The following is a 2,291-nucleotide window of genomic DNA, read 5'->3' on the forward strand; positions in this document are numbered from 1 at the left end:
GAGCTAGCATGGGGGATGTAGGTGCTTGCTGGGATAACTCTGTTGTGGAGCGGTTCTTTGGAAGCTTAAAGCATGACTGGGTTTTGAAAGTGCCCCAGCCAACGAGAGAGCATATGAGAAATGATGTGGCTGACTACATGCGTTATTACAACTTAGAGCGGCTCCATACTTCTAACGAAGATATGTCGCCAATCGAGTACGAAAACTCTTTAAGAAAAGTGTCCTGATTTAGTTGCGCAGAACACATTCTGCTTGACTCGTTTCACCAGTCAAACACCATTGCAGAAAAAACCAAGGAAACGAGAACGACAAGCGTTATCACCAATCTCAACCTCATGAACCAAGACTCCAACACCTCTTCCTCAAATAGCTTTCGATCAATCACCAGCAAATAGATAAAACAGAAGGCGAACACGAGCGAACTATAAATCGACTCACAAGACGCTGCTAACCAAGCTAGAAGAGTGACAAAATTACTGTGCAAGAAGAGATTGATGGATGCATCACGAAGCAGAAACAATCCCCAATGAATGCCCGCCAGGAAAGAGATGATCACAGCGGCATATATACGCAAAGCCAAGTTCAAATTAGTCTCGTGCATATCAGAAAGGAACAGATACATACTTGGGATCAAGTAAAAAGGGAGTGCTCCGGCAAAGGTCAAGGATATTGCGATACAACGCTTATTTTTGTTCATGTGGCAGATTAACTCCAAGTCTGAGTAAAACCGTTCATTAGGCACTGGCAGCGTTCGAACTGTTTTATTGTTGATACCAGTTTATAGATCTAGCTCTATTTAGATCGTTTCAATATTGTCTAGCAATGTCAGCGCTCTCTCGTGAATGAGCTGCTTTTCTTGATCAGATTTTTTAGCCCACTGCTTGGCGATAAAAGATAACCTTTGATTGTCGGCCAAGCGTTCTTCATGCCTTCCAAAAAAATCCCAGTAAAGAGCATTGAATGGACAGGCGTCGGGCGTTACCTTCTCTTTAACCTTATAATGACAACTCTTACAGTAGTCACTCATCTTGTTGATATAGTTGCCGCTCGCAGCATAGGGTTTTGTGGCGATCCACCCCCCATCAGCAAACAAGGCCATCCCTCGAGTATTGGGTAGCTCAACCCACTGTAAGGCATCGATATAAATCCCTAAATACCAATCATCTACCTCATCGGGATGAAGACCAGCCAGCAAAGAGAAGTTACCTGTTATCATTAAGCGCTGAATATGGTGGGCATAAGCATACTCTAAAGACTGTTTGATACTCTCCTTCATACACGCCATCTTGGTTTCACCAGTCCAAAACCAACTTGGCAAAGGTCTACTCGCATTCAATCGATTCTGTTCCGTATAATCCGGCATATTGGCCCAGTACATTCCTCTAACATATTCTCGCCAGCCAAGAATCTGACGAACAAAGCCTTCGATCTGCGAAATCGAAATACTAGATTGCTGTTGATAGTATGTTTCAATGGCGACATCGATCACCTCATCAGGGCTAATAATCTTGGCATTCAAAGCAAAACTCAGCCGTGAGTGATATAGGCTCCAGGAGTGAGGAGAATTGCAGGTCATCGCGTCTTGAAAGTAGCCGAATTTCGGGAGGCATACTTGGCAAAAGTATTGAAGTTGAGCCATCGCTTGTCGATGGTTAATCGGCCAAACTAGCTTAATGTTCGCATTACCGAAACTGACAATCTCATGATCGTTCAACCGTTTTAGAATGACACTTACGTCATTTTCAAACACCAGTGGCTGGGGAATATCAGCTAAGTCTTTCTTTTTGAGCGCATGACGATTGTCCTCATCGTGATTCCACTTTCCACCTAAAGGGCTGCCTCCTTCCATCAAGACACTGAAGCGTTTACGCATTTTACGATAGAAACCTTCCATTCGATGATGTCTGCCACCTTCGAACCATAGAGGAGTTCGTTGTGCTCAAGAAAAAAATGCTCGGTNTCATAGAGTCGGGAGGTGATCTCCAAGTCTCGAGTAAATTCACGTAGTTGAACATGCAGTCGATATTCATCAGGTTGCTGATATTCAAATACCTGACAAGCGCAGCGTTCAATGACAGATGAAAGCAATGCTGGCAAATCTTTATATCCCGAGCTTTCGTCCAAATTGAAGTACTTTACCCTATGTCCTGCCTGTCTTAGATTCTCCGCAAAATCCTCCATCGCGGCAAAGAAAGCACAAACTTTTTGAACATGATGCTTTACGTAGTTAGTTTCCTGCGTCAGTTCAGCCAAAATGTACAAGGTGTCAGGATCAGATTCCTTGAACCAAG

At 43.7% G+C, this 2,291-nt stretch carries 4 protein-coding genes; 1 reads left to right on the plus strand and 3 read right to left on the minus strand.

What is annotated here, in order from left to right; all coding sequences use genetic code 11:
• On the plus strand, positions 1–227 hold a 227-nt coding region (locus tag A3735_RS22515), incomplete at its 5' end, for an integrase core domain-containing protein (RefSeq protein ID WP_156499835.1).
• Between the two features lie 35 nt (positions 228–262).
• Here the strand turns inward: A3735_RS22515 and A3735_RS22520 are convergent.
• From A3735_RS22520 to A3735_RS32310, 3 genes are all read right to left on the minus strand, one after another.
• The gene (locus A3735_RS22520) at positions 263–697 is read right to left on the minus strand and encodes a DUF3429 domain-containing protein (RefSeq protein WP_068508353.1); all 435 of its coding nucleotides are present in this window, start codon (positions 695–697) and stop codon (positions 263–265) included.
• A 99-nt stretch (positions 698–796) separates the two neighbouring features.
• Positions 797–1,894, minus strand: coding sequence for a cryptochrome/photolyase family protein (locus A3735_RS22525; protein WP_255375190.1), 1,098 nt, complete (start codon positions 1,892–1,894; stop codon positions 797–799).
• The coding region (locus A3735_RS32310; protein ID WP_197485981.1) for a cryptochrome/photolyase family protein at positions 1,849–2,291 on the minus strand (443 nt) is incomplete at its 5' end. The genes A3735_RS22525 and A3735_RS32310, both read right to left, overlap by 46 nt.

It is taken from the genome of Oleiphilus sp. HI0061, from assembly GCF_001635675.1.

What these genes read in the sequence shown, in the direction of transcription:
- A3735_RS22520 (WP_068508353.1), bottom strand. Translation starts at nt 697, where the DNA reads ATGAACAAAAATAAGCGTTGTATCGCAATATCCTTGACCTTTGCCGGA.
- A3735_RS22525 (WP_255375190.1), bottom strand. Translation starts at nt 1,894, where the DNA reads ATGGAAGGTTTCTATCGTAAAATGCGTAAACGCTTCAGTGTCTTGATG.